Origin of the sequence: Arcobacter sp. AHV-9/2010, assembly GCF_004116575.1 — a bacterium.
Lineage (GTDB): Bacteria > Campylobacterota > Campylobacteria > Campylobacterales > Arcobacteraceae > Aliarcobacter > Aliarcobacter skirrowii.
Genome location: NZ_PDKH01000008.1, coordinates 40,552 through 55,347, shown reverse-complemented (window position 1 = coordinate 55,347; position 14,796 = coordinate 40,552). Strand labels below are relative to the sequence as shown.

Sequence of the window (14,796 nt, the reverse complement as noted above, 5' to 3'; positions counted from 1 at the left end):
GCTCCAACAGAAGCTCCAACAGAAGCTCCAACAGAAGCTCCAACAGAAGCTCCAACAGAAGCTCCAACAGAAGCTCCAACAGAAGCTCCAACAGAAGCTCCAACAGAAGCTCCAACAGAAGCTCCAACAGAAGCTCCAACATTACCACCAGTTATTTCGATAGTTGGAAGTACAGTAACAGAAGTAAATACAGGAGAAGTTACAGGAAATAGAGTTGTAGGACAAGTTACAATTTCGATAGATGAGCCACAAGATGAGGATTTGACTATTACATTAAGTAATAATCAAGTTGTTGTTATTCCAAAAGGTGAAACGGAAGTAGTTGCAAATGTTGAAACTTCAAGAATTGATGATGCTTATAAGCAAGGAACAACAAATGAAACAGTTTCAATAAAAAGCACATCAAATTCAGAAATAGTTATTGAAAATAAAATAGCAACTATTACAGTAAAAGATGATACTGATCCAATAGATGTAACAATAACAGCAACTGTTACTACTCCAAAAATTATTGACGTTAATACAAAAACTGATGGAACAACAGGAGTTAAAGTTACTGGATATAATAGTGATGGTAAAGAAACAGATTTATCAATAATTAAAGGTACAAACCATGATGGATTTGGAGTGGAAGGTAAAAATCTTTCAAATGGCGATACAAAAGAGTTAGGTGTTGGAGAAAAAATTGTTGTTGAATTTACTGGTGGAAAAGATGTAAATTCTCTTGATGTCTCTTTTGCTTGGAGAAATAACAATGAAACAGCAAAACTTACATTTGTAAAAGATGGAAAAATTGTTGGTTATGCAACTGTAGATGGAGATGGTTCTAGTACTACAAAAGCTATTGTTAAATATTATGATGAAAATAATAATTTAATAAAAGAAGTTAATGCAAAAGGTAGTTCAGACAAAGTTGACGAAGCATTTACTTTTGAATTACCAGATTCAAATGGCGGAATAGTATCATTTGATAAAGTTGAGTTCTCTGCTCCATCAAATAAAGATGATTATTTAATTCATGAAATTAAATATAAAGAGGTTTTAGATACTGATGTGACTGATATTGTGACAAATGGTGGGGACGTAACATTTAATATTCAAATAGATGAGAATTATCCTCCTCAAGGTAAAGCAACGGCAGTTGTAGAAATAAATGGAAAAGAATATATTGTTGAATTAAATGCAACAGGTAGAGGAACTTTGACTATAGACTCTAAAGAATTGGGTGATTTATCAAAAGTTGTTGCAACAGTTATAAGAGTTGAAGGAGGTAATTATGAAGGAGTTAATCAAGGAACTGCTGAGTTTGATTTTACACCAGATATAGATACTCCAACATCTTCAGATGATATTATTTATGTAGAAGAAGATGTTTCATATACTTTAAACATAACAGATTTTGGAGATAATTTATCTGCAAATACAGAAGAGATTAAAATAACACAACTACCTGAAAATGGTAAATTATATTTAACTATTACAAAAGGTGAAGTAATAATAGATAAAGAAGGTAATCAAACAGTAGCAACTGAAGATATGAAAATTGAAATTACAGAAGATCAAACTATTACTTTAGGTCAAATTGCATCAGGAAGTGTTGAGTTTGTTCCAAATACTAATAGTGATGTGGATGGAAGTTTTAACTTCCAAGTTGGTGATGGTAATGGAAACTTTAGTGAAGAATATACAACAACTATTGATGTAAAAGCTGTTGCTGATGCTCCAATAGCTACTATAGATGTTAGAGAATCTTTAGTTATTAATGATATTAAAAGTGAGTCATTAAATGTAAACCTTAATGCTAGTCAAAGTAATGGAAATGGTGGAAATAAAACTAGCTCATATAAAGTAGATTTAGATGAGTCTATAAGTGTTATTAATATTAGTGTTGATAAAGTAGAAAATGGAGAGATACGATTCTATGACAAAGATGGAAAACAGGTAGGAGAATCAGTTAAGATAACAACTAAAGATGGAAATTATTCTCCTTTAAATGGTTCAGAATTTAGCAGTTTTGAAGTTGTAAATCTTGGAGGACAAGGACAAGGAACAGCAGCATTCAAATTTACTGGATATAGTTATGAATCAACTGAAAATGGTCTAAAATCTTATGAAGTTGATATTAATGCAGCTTTAACAGATCAAGATGGAAGTGAAGCTTTAAGTGTGACTATTAAAAATGTACCAGAAAGTGCAACTTTAGAGAGTAGTAAATATGAAATCATAAAAAATGAAGATGGAAGTTATACAATTAATGTACCATCAGAAACTATTGAAATTTTAGATTCTCTTACAATGAAAGTTCCTCAAAGTTATAAAGGAGAGATAAATCTTGAAATAGAAGCTAAAGCAACAGAAGCAAATGATAATGAAGATGAAACTAATTTCGCAATATCAAATGCAAATGATTCAATTATAGATACGATTGATGAAACAAGTAATATTACTGAAAATAGTAGCGATACTAATTTAATTCTTACATTAGATGTTTCAGGAAGTATGGTTAGAACAAATATTGGAGGAAAGTATGTTGCAGTTGATCTTGATGGCAAAGGAAGTACAAGATTTGATGTAGTTAAAGAATCTATGATAGATACTATTGAAGGGTACAAAACAGCTGGAAATACAATGGTAAATTTAACACTATTTGCTGGTGCTGCTAAAAATATTGGTTGGATGAATGCTGATGATGCAATAGATTATCTAAATAATTTAACTATGGGACAAGATGCAAAAGTAAAATATGATGGAGAGCAAATTAAAGGTTTAAGTACAGGACAAACTGATTATAAGGATGCTATAGATGCTACTAAGGGTATTGATATTAAAGATAGTTCTCAATCAAATGCAAAAGTAGTTGGATATTTTATATCAGATGGTGTTCCAAATGAGCAGGTTAATAGAGTAGATAGTGACAATGATAAAACAATAGAACAGTGGAGAAAATTTATTGATGATAATAACATTGATTTAAAAGTAATAGCCGTTGGAACACCTGAAAGTAATAAAGATGCATTAAAATATCTTGAAATAGTACAGGTTATGCCACAAGAGGAAGTTATTGTAATAAATGAGCCTACAGCAATAAAAACTACTATTTTAGGAACAGTTGAGGGTACAATACTTGGAGATGTATCAGATAATATATCTGGAGGAGATGGTAAAATTACAATTGACAGTATTGAGGTAAATGATATTGTATATACAAGAGAAAATATGCCTAAAAATGGACTTCAAATTGATGGAGAAGGTAAACTCTTATTTGATTTTGAAACTGGAAAATATGCTTATAATGGTAATGGTATAGAAATTACAGAAAATAAAGTCAAATTATTTAAAGTAAATGTAAGTGATGAAAATGAAGATTTATCATCTTTTGAGATTAAATTTGAGTTAAATACACAGATAAATGATGGAATATTTAAATTTGATGAAGAGGGACAGATAAATTTAAATTTTGATAATATTTCTAATCTTAAAGAGATTGATATGACAAATGGAAAAGAAAATGAGTTAAATCTAGATTTAAAAGATTTAATAAAAGATACAAAAGAAGATAGTTTAATTAAAATTTTAGGTGATGATAAAGATAGCGTTACTCTAAAAAATAGTGAAGGTTTTGAAAAACAATCTTCTGAAATTGATGAAAATGGTAATAGTTTTGACATTTTATCAAATGGAAATTTAACATTAATGATTCAAGGTGGATTATTAGATGATGATTCATCAAATGATAATGGTGGAATGTAATTTTATAAAATTACATTCCTAAATAAAAAGGCTTATTATTTAAATAAGCCTTTTAAATCTATGCACTATCATTAATAGAAAAATTAAAATAATCAATTCCGCTAAAATTTATATAATCTTGAATAGTTCTTCTATCTCCTAATCCATATATTGAACTATTTAATTCACCTAAAATTAATTTTTTGATTCTATTTTTTGCTCTTTTTTGTAGATAAATCCATTCAAAATCTCTTTTTTTTGTAATTTCACCACTCCAATGATGTGATTGATATTTTTGTTCGGATTTTTTATATAAATGATAAAGAGGAACCCATTTAGGGTGAAATATATCCCACCCTTTTGTATAGGATCTAATAGCTAAGCTCTGTTCCTCTCCATGAAAATATAAATATGGATCATAGGGAACTTCTTCTATAAAGTTTCCTTTTGTAAATAAAAAACCTGCTGCTAAATGATATCCAAGGATTGGCTCATTTGAAATTTCATATTTACCTCTAAACTGTAAAACTAAATTATCTTTATCTATTATTGCTTCTTTTTTTGGTTTTAAAACTAATATATATTTATTTGATTGTCTATTGCATACTATTTTATTATCTGTTTCAATAGAGAATCCTGGAGGATAAGTTGAAATTATAGGATTTATAGATTTTTTTAAAAGAGTATGGTATTGATTAATTAAATTCTCATCCCAATTATTTTCAAAATATGTGTGAGAATCTATTTGTAAAAAGTAGTCTTCATTATCATAAAGTGAAAAAGCCAAATGTCTTGCCCAAGATACACCTAATGAATCATCTGGAAAGATGTGGCAATATCTTATTTGATTTGAGAATTCAAAAGATTTTATATGCTCTCTATTACTTACATAATTTTGATCAACAATACCAAAAATAATATTGTCTTTATTTTTAGCACTTTTATATGCACTTTTTATTGTAAATTCTAACATATCATCACAATATGAAGCTATACTAATAAATATTTTATTAGTCAAAATAAATCCCTTTTATTACTTTAAAATCAAAGCTAGAGATAATCTATCTTTAACATCTAATTTTTGAAACATTGAACCAATATGTTTCTTAACTGTAATTTCAGCAATATCAAGCTCTTTTGAAATTCTAGAGTTAGAATAACCTTTTGAAACAAGTTTTAAAACTTCCATCTCTTTTGGTGTTAAAATATCCAAATTTTTATCTTTTTTATTTTCTTGAGTTATTCCAACTTGAGAAATTAAAAATTGCATTAATTCAGGATATAGATATATATTTCCAGTTATCACAGACTCTATTGCACTTTTCAGAATTTGATAATTTGAAATAGAGTGCAAATAGCTTTTATAACCAAGCCTTAGCAATTTACAACCTTCTAAATTTGTAGGAGTATTTGATAGTGCTATTAAATAAATATTTTTATATTCTTGAATCTGTTTTATAAAGTATTCAATATCATCTTTAAAATCATTTAGATGGTGTAAAATAACCAAAGTTTCGGCATGTTTCATCTCTTTTTCTATAATTCTTAAATTATCACTTACAATTAAATCTTTAAAAAAAGAATCATCTTTTTTTAACTCATCTTTTATAAAATTTGATTTTGAATACAATAATATTTTCATCTTATCCCTCGATTTGTAGAGTTTTTAAGACAGGCCTTAAAATATAGTCTAAGATAGTTTTTTTACCAACAATTATATTTGCATCTAATGTCATACCAGCTCTAATATAAAGTCTTCTATTATCCTCATCAAGATATTTTTTATTTGATTTCATCTGTACTATATAGTACTCTTCTTTTGAATTTTCATCTAAAATAGAATCAGCTGAGATATATACTATTTCAGCATCTAATCCACCATATAAAGTAAAATCATAAGTGTGAAACTTAAGATTTACAGGTAGTCCAACATCTAAAAATCCAATTTGAGATGGTAACACTTTTGCTTCTGCTAAAATGTACTCTTTATCAGGGATTATCTCTACAAGAATTTTACCAGGAGATATTGCTTCACCCTTTGTTTTTACTGTGATAACATTTACAGTACCATCGTTTGGAGCTTTTATTGTAGAGTTTTTAATCTTATCGCATAGTAATTTAAGCTCTTCCTCTACTGTTTTAAGTTGAGAGTATGATTCAACCATTTGATTTTTTGCATCATTTCTATATTTCTCTTTTGCATCTTCAATATTTTCATATAACTCCTTTATTGAAGATTTTAAAATAGGAATCATAGATTTTGTATTTTTTAGTTCTAAATCTGTGTCATTGAATCTTTTTCTAAGTTGAAGATAATCAACTTCAGAAATTATTTTATCTTTTACTAGAACTTTTTTTATATCTATCTCTTTTTGTAAGAGTGCGTGGCTATTCTCTAAGATAATTAATTTACCTTCATTCTCTTTTAATTCACCCTTTTTTTGTTTAATTTGCTCATTTAATATTTTAATAGAAGTATTTAATTTGCTTAGATTACTTTTGAAAAGTATTATTTCATTATTCATTATTTCAAAATTGTTTTCTAGGATATTATTTGCAGGAGTTATATCTTTCATATTCGCTTCTGCATTAAGTCTAGCTATTTTTGCAATTAGTGATAACCTCTCAAGCTCTTTTTTTTCAAAATCAGATTTTACATCTTCTGTTGAGATTTGCAATAGGATATCTCCTTCATATACAAAATCACCTTCTTTTACATACATCTGCTCCAATCTTCCTGAATAAATTGTTGAAATTGTTTGAATATTTTTTGTAGGGATAACTTTACCTGTTGTTTTTACGATATCATCAATTTTAGAAAAAGATGCCCAAATTAGAGATAGTATAATAGTAAAGAAGATTATCCATAATATCTTTTGTAGATTGCTAGCATTTTTAAGTAATACAGCAGCACTAAGACTTGGCATAAAATCTAAAATATTTTTACTATATTTCTTTTTAAGAAAATTCTCTTCATTAATTTTTTTTAATCTTTTTTCTTGTGTAATATCATTACTAGCAAAGATAAATCCTACTAACTCATTTTCATCGTCAAATAAAGGTGTAATTATTGTATCAGTCCAAATAGTATTATCAATTTTTGAAGAGTGTTTTATCTCCCCCTTCCAAATTGCTTTATTCTCTTTTGCATCATCAAATTGAACTTTGAAAGTTTTAATAGAGTCTTTTGAAATTAAAAAAGTGTAAGGCTGTCCAATTAATTCAGAGCTTTTATATTCAAATATTTTACATAAATTGGTGCTAACATGATTTATAATACCATTTTCATCAACTATTGCTAAAATAACATAATTATCCAATAGTTCTCTATTTTGAAATTTAAAACTTTTGTTTAACTTATCAGTTTTACTCAAATTATTACTTTCTGTACTCAAGCTATATTTCCTTAAAACAAATTCCTTAAAATATACCATATCAACATAAAATAAGTTCTTAAATTATTAAAAACTTATGATTTTTTTAATTGATATTTATCAACACTTCTTTTTTGTTTATTATGTAAAATTTGATTTTAATTCTAAGGAGAGAATATGTTAATAGATAAAAATAGCCTGCCTTTGGTTGATGAAGATTTTATGAATAATACACATTTTGAAGATGTAGATTTGATAAATAAAATTTATGAAGATATTTTAGTGTATGAAAAAAACAACTCAAATGATAATTTACAGAATCTAAAAAAATCTTATTTATCTTGGATAAACCATACAGTTAATCACTTTAAAACAGAAGAGGATGAGATGCAAAAAAGAGGTTTTTTTGCTTACCCTTTTCATAAAGGTGAACATGATAAAAATATAGAAGATATAAAAGAGGTTTGGGAAGATTTCTATCAAAACAAAGATATAAAGAGTTTAAAAAACTATATTGAGTATGATTTAGTAAATTGGCTTATAAATCATATAAAAAGTATGGATACAGTAACAGCAAGATTTTTTAAAACAGGAATGAGCCCATGTTCAATGATGTAATTTTTGTAAAATTAACACAAAATTAACACTTATTTAATACTATTCAAAGAAAAAAAAGGTGTTAATATGAAAAAAATTCTACTTCTAATCTCTCTAGCAGCAACATTTCTAACAGCTTCAACTATTGAAGTAAAAGATGCTTATGCAAGAGCTACTCCGCCAAATATGAAAAATAGTGCTGCTTTTATGGTTTTGGAAAATAGATCAAACAAAGATATGGCAATTGTAAAAGCTACTTCAAATGTAGCAAATGTTGTTGAGCTTCATACTCATGATATGAAAAATGGTGTTATGACTATGTATGAGATTCCTCAAATTGATATAAAAGCAAAAAGCACAACAGTTTTACAACCAGGTGGTTTACACATTATGTTAATAGGGCTTCATAACTCTTTAGATGTTGGAGATAAAGTTGAGATTGAACTAGAGTTTAAAGATGGTTCAAAACAAAAAGTTGTTGCAGATGTTAAATCTGTAATGAGTGGAATGAAACACCACTAATATTTATGCAAAAACAAAACAGCAGTCTAAAAAGTACAATAATCTCAATAGTTGTTGTACTTTTTATTGTAGGCTCATACTTTTTAATTGATTTTAATCAAATTCTTCAATCACTTAAAGGTGAAGTTGATTATGTAACACAAGATAGCTCTTGTAATCTAAAAAAAGAGTCTTGTAAAATTGTAATTCAAGATGGTACGGAGTTTATTTTAAGTGTTGATCCAAAAGAGATTCCACTTATGAAAGAGATTACATTTTCTATAAAAAGTAATAATCCAAACTTAGAAAATCTAACTTTAAATATCTACTCAACAACTATGTATATGGGAGAGTATTTTTTGGATATTAAAAATTTAGGAGATGGAAATTATGAAGCTATTGGAACTTTACCTACATGTTATGTTGATAATATGAAGTGGAATGCAGATATAATAGTAGATAAAACTACACACTCTATTGGTGCAAGATTTCAATTTGAAACGAGGATATAAAAATGAGAACTCTATTTAAGATTTTAGCTATTGTTTTGGCATCTGTTATTTTAATAGTTATTTTAAAACCATATGTAAAAGATTATAAAGAGAGAAAAAACTACGATTTTGTTTTGGATACGCACGATGGGAAAATATCTAAAGATGATTTTAAAGGTAAAGTTGTAGCAATATATTTTGGATATACATTTTGTCCTGATGTTTGCCCTACATCTTTAAGCTCTTTGGCATTTGCTTTAGATAAATTTGATAGTTCAAAAATCGAAGATTTTGTTGGAATTTTTGTAAGTGTTGATCCACAAAGAGATAGTTTAGAAAATATAAAAAACTACTCAAAATATTTTCACAAAAATTTTATTGGAGCAACTTCAAATAAAGAGTACATAGATGATCTTACAAAAAGATATGGTTCATATTATGAAAAGGTTGTTTTAGAGGGTTCTGCTATGGATTACTCTGTTGCTCACACTTCATATATCTATATTTTCAATAAAGATGGAAAATTTATATCAAAAATTGACCACTTCTCAAATCCAACAAAAATAGAGGAGATTTTAAAAACTATCCTATAAGATTAAGAATAGTTATCTCACTGCTTGCACCCAATCTCATAGGTGGTCCCCAAAATCCAGTTCCTTTATTTACATAAACTTGCGTGAATTCATTGTGAGTGTTTAGACCTTTTACATATGGTTGCTCAAGTTTTACTAAAAAGTTAAATGGAAAAATCTGACCACCGTGAGTGTGTCCACATAAAATCAAATCAATATTTTGTGTATCTTCCAAAGAGTTTATATATTTTGGTTGATGAGCTAAAAGAACTGTTGGGTGATTTTTGCAATCTTCTAAAGCTTTGTTTATATCTGGAATATATGAGCCATATCTAAAACCAAATCTATCATAAACTCCAGCTAAATAAAAACCTTGATTTTCCTCTCCAATATATACATTTTCATTCTCTAAAGTTTTTATTCCTAAAGAGTTCACATAATCAATTATTGGTTTAACTCCATGAAAATACTCATGATTTCCAACTATAAAGTATGTTCCATAAACTGATTTTATATTTTTTAACTCATCTAAAGCAGCTTTTGCAAACTCTAGTTTGGTATCTACTAAATCACCAGTTATTACAACAACATCAGGGTTTAAAATATTTATTTTTGCTACTAAATTTTTTATAAAATTTTTATCAATCAATCCACCAATATGTATATCGCTTATTTGAACTATTTTATATGGTTTTTTTAGATTTTTAATCTTTACATCTACAACTTCTAGCTCAATATTTCTTGCATTATCCATGGCTTTTAGATTTGTTGCCAAAATAAGTGATGTTGCACCAATATCAAGTGTTTTTTTGAAAAAGTTTCGTCTTTTTGTTGATAGTTTTGATTTTTTGAAACCAATTGAGATGAGGTCATGAAATAAAGTGATAATAAATGTTAAAAATATCACCCCAATTGGTAAGGAAAGGAGAAAATAGAGCCAGTTTGGCACTAGTGGAAAGTATCTAGCAAGAGGGTACAAAAGTGCACCAAAAAATGTTAAATATAATAAAAAGCCAAAATACTTCCTAGTTTTATGTTTAAAATCTAGTTTATCGATAAACCGTTTTTTAATTATATAGGTTTGAAAAGAGAAAGCTATCAGATAAACTGAGAAAAAAATCATAAAACTCATGAAGAAATTATAAATATATTTGATTAATAGTATTTAAATAAAGAGTTAATCAAATATATAATTTAACCTTTATATAACAAACAAATAAATATAATCTTTGCTAAATTTTAATAAAAAGAGATAGATATGTTTAAAAAAGTTATTGCTAGTTTTATAATATTTTTTGCTATTAACTCTTCTGCTATGAGTTTTAATACTGATACTTTTGTAGGAGTTGGAACTGGACTTAGTTTTGTAAAACAGAGTGAAAAGGGTGGAAGTAGAAATGAAGATGGTACGCATACAGCTACTTTACTTATTTTCAAAGCTGGGGCTGTGATAGAGGATTTTAGAAGAGTCTCATTTATTTATAATCCATCATATTTAAGTGGTACAAGAGTAAATACTTTTCTTGGTGCTTTTGATTATATATTGCCAATAGATTATAGTAGGTCAAAGCTATTTTTAGGAGCACATTTAGGATTTACAAATCTTGAGAAAAAAAATCTTGAAGGCTCAAATGCAACAGATTTTGTATATGGAGCACAACTTGGAATTTTAAATGATATTGCTCATAATTTAGAGTTAGAGATTGGGACTAAATTTACAAAATATGATATAGATAAAAATTATAAAGAGAATGGTGCTGATGTAAAATATAAGTTTGATAGAGCTATTGATTTTTATGCAACTATTAATTATAGGTTTTAAACAAAGATAGCTAGAAGCAATCTTTGTTTTTTATAATCTCATTTGTCCCTTCAAATAAATCTTCAATACAGACATCTAAAATTTTTGCTATTTTGAAAAGATGTTCAAGATTAAATTTTTTATCATATTTATAAATTTCTGCTTTTGCAATGTGTCCAACAGAGTCATATCCCATAGCATTTGCAAGTTTTAATTGGCTAAATCCTTTTTTAGTTCTAATATTTTTAACATTTTCGCCAATCTTTTTATAAAAAAGCTCTAATTGTTTATTTTGGTTACACTTTTGCAATATTCTCAATGTTCCATAGGTATTAATTTAATCTGTAAGTTTATATAAGTTAATATCCCTATGCAATGTTCAATAGGACATTTAATATATAGGGAGGAAAAATGAAAAAATCATTAGCAATGGCTAGTTTATTAGCACTTGGAACATCTGCGGTAGCAGTTGAAGTACAACCATTTGTTGGGGTAGGATTTGAAAGAGGAGATATGAATGGAAAATATTCATATAGTCAATCAAATGGATATTCAGAAAGTGATTCAATAAGTGATGATGCTTCAGATTTAAAATTAAAACTTGGGGCTATTTTAGAAAAAACACATAGAGTCTCATTATCTCACATAAATTATGGAATTGAAGGAGGAGGAGATTTTAGAATAATTTTAGGAAATTATGATTATCTAGTACCAATGAATGATAAATTTAAATTACTTGCGGGATTACATATTGGTAATGCAAATTATGAGATAGATGATTTTAAAATGTCAGGATTAGCATATGGATTGCAAGTTGGTGGTATTTATGATATTACAAAAAATATTGAGTTTGAGTTGGGATTAGCATATACACAATATAACTTAGATAAAAATAGTACTGGTACAGTTTTAGGAATAGATTGGAATGAAAAAGTTGAGTTAGAAGATTCAACATCTATGTTTATTGGAATTAACTACAAATTCTAAATCAAATCTTTTTTAAAAAATCGAAATTATAAAAAAGAGATATAAACTATTTTATATCTCTTTTAATCTCATCAACCAAAGCTTTTATCTCATCTTTAGTTTGTGTAAAATGAACACCAACTCTAAGCCATCCTGGTCGATTTTTCATAGATACTTTTTTAAGACCTAATAAATCGTGACCATATGGACCTGCACATGAGCATCCAGCTCTTGTTTGAAAGTTTTCTTTATTTGCTAGATTTTCACAAAGCAAATATGGATTAAAACCTTTTATATTAAAAGATACAATCCCAATATTTGGTGCATCTTTTACACCATAAATTAATAAATCATCAATACCTTTAAGCTCTTTTAACAAATAGCTTAAAAGCTCCTCTTTTCTCTCTTTTATAAACTCTAAACCAATCTCATTTCTAAGTTGATATGCTAGTGCAGCTCTTATTAGTTGAGTAATAGGTGGTGTTCCAGCATCTTCTCTAGTCTCTATATCATCTTCATATATTTGAATAGATTTATTCACATATTTTACAGTTCCCCCACCACAAAATGTTGGTGGAAGTTTTGTATCTATTAAAGATTTTTTTACAATTAAGATACCACATGACCCAACTCCACCCAAAAGTTTATGAGGTGAAAGATAGAGTGCATCATAATATTTGCAAGGAATATTCATATAAGAGCTTGAAGCTGCAGCATCAAAACATACAGTTGCATTATATTTTCGCAATAATTTTGAAACTTTTTTATAGCAAGTAATTATTCCTGTAACATTTGAAGCAATTGTAAATGAACCAATAATCTCTCTATTTTTATTCTTTTCAAGTATTTTTTCAAGGTGTTTTAAATCAATTAAACCATCACTTGTCAGTTTTACTCTCTTTGTAAGAGCAAGAGATTCTCTAAATGATATCTCATTTGAGTGGTGTTCATAAGGTCCTACAATTACCAAAGGCATAGATTTTTTAATATCTTTTAGCCCTTTTTGTTTTAGCCTCTCTTTTGTTTTTGGTGGAATATAAACTCCCAAAATCTCTTGAAGTTTTTTTATAGCTGCTGTTGCTCCAAAACCACTTGGTAAAACTACAAAATCATCATCAAGAGCTAAAGAGTTTCTAAGGCTCTGTTTTGCACCTTCATAATATTTTGTAGTAATTTTTGCATTTGTGCTCTCTTTTGAGTGAGTATTTGCATAGTATTCTAAAACTTCATGAATTCGATTCTCTATTGGTCTAAAACCTAAACCAGAAGCTGTAAAATCAAAGTATTTCTCTTTGTTTTTTCCAATTGTGTTGTATCTTAAATAGTTTAAAATATCAACATTTTCATTTAAAAATGGTCTAAAAATGTCTTTTTGCATAAAAATCTCTTCAAAATTATAATCTTTTATAAAAGTTATAATTTTATCTTATTTTTATTTAATTTGACTTATGAGATTGATTTTATAGTTATTTAACTCTCTTTTAATAATATCATTTGTAAAACCACCAAATATTTTTGGAAGATTCTCACTTAAAACTACACCTTTTAGATGCTTTTTGTTTAAAAGTGAATAGAAGATTAAAATTCCAGATGCAACTCCTGTGGCATATGAGATATAAGTAGAGCCAGAAAAAGGGCTATTTATAAGCTCTGTATATTTACTAAAAGATAGACCAATTGATTCTATACTTTTTATTTTTTTATCATCTTTTATTTTTATCTCTAAATATATATCAGCTATTGCACTAAACTCTGCATATTTTATAGTCTTCTTTTTTATATAATCTTCTATTACTTCAGGGCTTTTCATCTTTGGAATTATATTTTTGATTATATTATTTATTGATATTTTTTCCTCTTTGTTTTCAAAGCAATAGGTATTTGAAAAAAGGTTAAGTTGATATAGATTTTTCATAAGTTCAAGCTCATTTCCACCTATATTTAATCTAATATTTTTTATATTAGGGAAGCTTTGTTTTAAAGATATAAGCTCCTCTTGAAATACTGGATAAACATCTACAATATTTCTAAAATATGGAAACTTATATGGTTTTGATTTTGAAAATGGTGCTAGTTGTTTTATTTTATTGTTTTTAAAAAATATTGGAGAGAATGTAAGCTCATCAATAGCCACTTTTGGTGACCACGAAAAGATTAGTTTTTTTGATTGTATCTCCTCTAGCAGATTTATCTCTACTTTTGTAATTTTTATATTGTGAGGCAAAGATGACAAAGAGTCAATTTTTTCGCCTATTAAAAAATTTGTCATTCCAGGAGATATTCCTAGATTTATAAGTGCAAATAGATTTTTATTTTTTAACTCATCTTCAAGTGATTGTTGCTCAAATTTTAAAGAGTTTATAACTTCATCTTTGTAAATATCACTTGCCAAATCAGCATAGTTTGTATTAAACTCAATTGCAAGTTTCATAACCTTTAAATTGTAAGAAGGGGTTGAGCTATTTATAAAGATATCAAAATTTTTTAACTCTTTTTTATATTTTTCTGGATTTGAAAAAATCTCTTCAAAGTTTGATACTTCTAAAAAGAGTGACTTATTTAAAAGATTGCTATTTTTAAATAGATGTTTTTTTGCTCTTCTTTTATCTCGCACAATAAATAAAAAATCTACAAAACTATTTTCACTTTTATTTGCAAGTTCATCAAAAAGTGTTGCCATAACAGTTGAAACCGCACCTAAGCCAAAAAAAACTACTCTCATATAAACCCCTAAAATTATTTAAAATATGATATATTTTTGTATT

At 27.4% G+C, this 14,796-nt stretch carries 14 protein-coding genes; 7 read left to right on the top strand and 7 right to left on the bottom strand.

Annotation, left to right across the window (positions count from 1 at the left end; all coding sequences use genetic code 11):
• Positions 1–3,750, top strand: a 3,750-nt coding sequence (locus tag CRU94_RS09290; protein ID WP_258237449.1) for an immunoglobulin-like domain-containing protein, incomplete at its 5' end; no start/stop codon positions are given.
• 58 nt (positions 3,751–3,808) lie between these two features.
• On the opposite strand, the gene CRU94_RS09285 is transcribed toward CRU94_RS09290, so the two are convergent.
• The 3 genes from CRU94_RS09285 to CRU94_RS09275 are packed head-to-tail and all read right to left on the bottom strand — an operon-like array spanning position 3,809 to position 7,124.
• Positions 3,809–4,747 carry a GlcNAc-transferase family protein gene (locus tag CRU94_RS09285; protein WP_129106499.1) on the bottom strand — a complete coding sequence of 313 codons (939 nt, stop codon included), beginning with the start codon at positions 4,745–4,747 and terminating at the stop codon, positions 3,809–3,811.
• Between the two features lie 15 nt (positions 4,748–4,762).
• On the bottom strand, positions 4,763–5,371 hold the full coding sequence (locus CRU94_RS09280; protein WP_129106498.1) for a response regulator transcription factor: 609 nt from the start codon (positions 5,369–5,371) through the stop codon (positions 4,763–4,765).
• Position 5,372: 1 nt separating this feature from the next.
• Positions 5,373–7,124: an HlyD family type I secretion periplasmic adaptor subunit gene (locus CRU94_RS09275; RefSeq protein ID WP_164966584.1), complete on the bottom strand. Its 1,752-nt coding sequence runs from the start codon at positions 7,122–7,124 to the stop codon at positions 5,373–5,375.
• 156 nt (positions 7,125–7,280) lie between these two features.
• Here CRU94_RS09275 and CRU94_RS09270 point away from each other — a divergent pair, with 156 nt between their 5' ends.
• The 4 genes from CRU94_RS09270 to CRU94_RS09255 all read left to right on the top strand — a co-directional run bounded on the left by CRU94_RS09270 (position 7,281) and on the right by CRU94_RS09255 (position 9,285).
• A complete protein-coding gene (locus CRU94_RS09270; RefSeq protein WP_129106496.1) occupies positions 7,281–7,721 on the top strand; it encodes a hemerythrin family protein in 441 nt (146 codons plus the stop codon).
• 66 nt (positions 7,722–7,787) lie between these two features.
• Positions 7,788–8,222, top strand: a complete 435-nt coding sequence (locus CRU94_RS09265; RefSeq protein WP_129106495.1) for a copper chaperone PCu(A)C — start codon at positions 7,788–7,790, stop codon at positions 8,220–8,222.
• Between the two features lie 5 nt (positions 8,223–8,227).
• Positions 8,228–8,713, top strand: coding sequence for a hypothetical protein (locus tag CRU94_RS09260; RefSeq protein ID WP_129106494.1), 486 nt, complete (start codon positions 8,228–8,230; stop codon positions 8,711–8,713).
• Positions 8,714–8,715: 2 nt separating this feature from the next.
• Complete coding sequence (locus CRU94_RS09255) at positions 8,716–9,285, top strand: SCO family protein (RefSeq protein WP_129106493.1); 570 nt, start codon at positions 8,716–8,718, stop codon at positions 9,283–9,285.
• Here the strand turns inward: CRU94_RS09255 and CRU94_RS09250 are convergent.
• Positions 9,275–10,171, bottom strand: a complete 897-nt coding sequence (locus CRU94_RS09250) for a metallophosphoesterase (RefSeq protein WP_258237448.1) — start codon at positions 10,169–10,171, stop codon at positions 9,275–9,277. The two genes, CRU94_RS09255 and CRU94_RS09250, sit on opposite strands and share 11 nt — an antisense overlap.
• 351 nt (positions 10,172–10,522) lie before the next feature.
• Between CRU94_RS09250 and CRU94_RS09245 the strand changes: the two genes are divergently transcribed.
• Positions 10,523–11,086 (top strand): hypothetical protein, encoded by a 564-nt coding sequence (locus tag CRU94_RS09245; RefSeq protein ID WP_129106491.1) that lies wholly within the window; start codon positions 10,523–10,525, stop codon positions 11,084–11,086.
• 10 nt (positions 11,087–11,096) lie between these two features.
• On the opposite strand, the gene CRU94_RS09240 is transcribed toward CRU94_RS09245, so the two are convergent.
• Entirely contained in the window at positions 11,097–11,375 is a 279-nt protein-coding gene (locus tag CRU94_RS09240) for a helix-turn-helix domain-containing protein (RefSeq protein ID WP_258237447.1), read from the bottom strand.
• A 101-nt stretch (positions 11,376–11,476) separates the two neighbouring features.
• Between CRU94_RS09240 and CRU94_RS09235 the strand changes: the two genes are divergently transcribed.
• A complete protein-coding gene (locus tag CRU94_RS09235; protein ID WP_129106490.1) occupies positions 11,477–12,052 on the top strand; it encodes a hypothetical protein in 576 nt (191 codons plus the stop codon).
• Between the two features lie 46 nt (positions 12,053–12,098).
• Here CRU94_RS09235 and CRU94_RS09230 read toward each other — a convergent pair whose 3' ends face one another.
• Complete coding sequence (locus CRU94_RS09230; protein ID WP_129106489.1) at positions 12,099–13,409, bottom strand: aminotransferase class V-fold PLP-dependent enzyme; 1,311 nt, start codon at positions 13,407–13,409, stop codon at positions 12,099–12,101.
• 54 nt (positions 13,410–13,463) lie between these two features.
• Positions 13,464–14,753, bottom strand: a complete 1,290-nt coding sequence (locus CRU94_RS09225; protein WP_129106488.1) for a saccharopine dehydrogenase C-terminal domain-containing protein — start codon at positions 14,751–14,753, stop codon at positions 13,464–13,466.
• Between the last annotated feature and the right edge of the window lie 43 nt (positions 14,754–14,796).